We start from the raw sequence: 1,408 nt of genomic DNA on the forward strand, positions 1-1,408 counted from the left end.
CTAATAGGGTAAGTTTGTCTAAGGTGTTACCTGCATCGTCTTTTTAATATCTTACAAGTTATTCTTTTCTATTCTTTTTATGAGCTTTTCTAAGTCAGGGAGAATTTTAAACCAACAAGTTATTATGGCATCGTACTTATTAGTTTCACTTTGTTTTTCATCAAGTATAAATAGAGAACAAGAAGATATAGTATTTTTGTCTAAAAATCTTTTTCTTTGTTCTGAGAAAAAGTGTTTCTTACTTTTGACTCCTATATGTGCATAAATAAAAACAACTTTCTTATTTGTAAAGTCAAAGTGTTCTCTGCTGTTCTCGAAAATTTTATTAAGATACTCTGCTTCATAATTATTTAATACAATTTCTTTATCTCTTCCCATCTTATCCAAGTTAACTAATATCTCTTGGGGAATGTCATTAAAATCCCTTATTTGTTGAGCAAAAGCATCAATTTTTATAAGAGATAGAACTATAATCATAATATATTTCATCTTTTTATTTTATTAGGTGTTGTATAAATATAAGGGCTTGCTAATATTCCCATTTTATATATACTTAGCTGTAGATTTAACATATGGGGGTGAAAAAGATAAACGTTTGGAACCCCTGCTGACCATAGAGCTCTTGATGTGTGACCTACACAACTATTAAATAGTAAATCCCAACGAGTAATTTTTGAAGCATAATTACTTATTGCGTTTTTACTAATGTTATTTAGAGATACCTGCCAAGTTCCTTCTTCACCAAAATAAGTAGACCAATTAGTATCCGCTCCTTTAATTGAATTTTTCCAAGTTTGCGTTAGACCAGCTCCTTTCCCAACAGGAGAATCAGGACCTACAGATACTAGACTATTACCATCTTTATCTGTTATAGAACTATGTCCCCACCAATCATCATCTTTTGTACTAGCTGAATTAACACTTACATTCTCTCCTCCTCCAAAAAGAGATACAACATCTGTTATATTTGCTAATGCACCAAATCCATATCCTATATTCTCCATAGTAGAATTACCTTTCTTAAAAAGATAACCAAAACTACCTCTATTAAAATTAAAAGAAGCTGCACCAAAGCTAATGCTTATATCTGTTTTTCCTCTTGTATACACATACGTACCAAGTGAGTTTACGATAGAGCCTCCTGCAATACCTAATGTATTAGCCATAGGGATTTGAGAGGTTGCTATAGCTCCCCCTACATAACCACTAAGAGCTCCAATCACTGCGCCAGAAAGTATGTGTGCAAAAGTATCCACTGAATAATTCCATTTTATAGGATTAGCTTCTCCATTATTAGCTATAGTTCCTCCTGTATAAGCTCCTATTAAGGCCGCTACTCCAACTACCCACCAAACAATTTCTCCATTCTTATCCACATACACCAGTGGGTTATTCAAACAATATCCAT

At 32.8% G+C, this 1,408-nt stretch carries 1 protein-coding gene and 1 pseudogene; both read right to left on the reverse strand.

Annotation, left to right across the window (positions count from 1 at the left end; all coding sequences use genetic code 11):
• Positions 1-51: 51 nt before the first annotated feature.
• Complete coding sequence (locus HMPREF9073_RS15015; RefSeq protein ID WP_009414479.1) at positions 52-489, reverse strand: hypothetical protein; 438 nt, start codon at positions 487-489, stop codon at positions 52-54.
• A pseudogene (locus tag HMPREF9073_RS15605) lies at positions 486-1,408 on the reverse strand (hypothetical protein); the annotation flags it as partial. The pseudogene HMPREF9073_RS15605 and the gene HMPREF9073_RS15015, both read right to left, overlap by 4 nt.

Origin of the sequence: Capnocytophaga sp. oral taxon 326 str. F0382 (assembly GCF_000318295.1) — a bacterium.
In the GTDB taxonomy this organism is placed as follows: domain Bacteria; phylum Bacteroidota; class Bacteroidia; order Flavobacteriales; family Flavobacteriaceae; genus Capnocytophaga; species Capnocytophaga periodontitidis.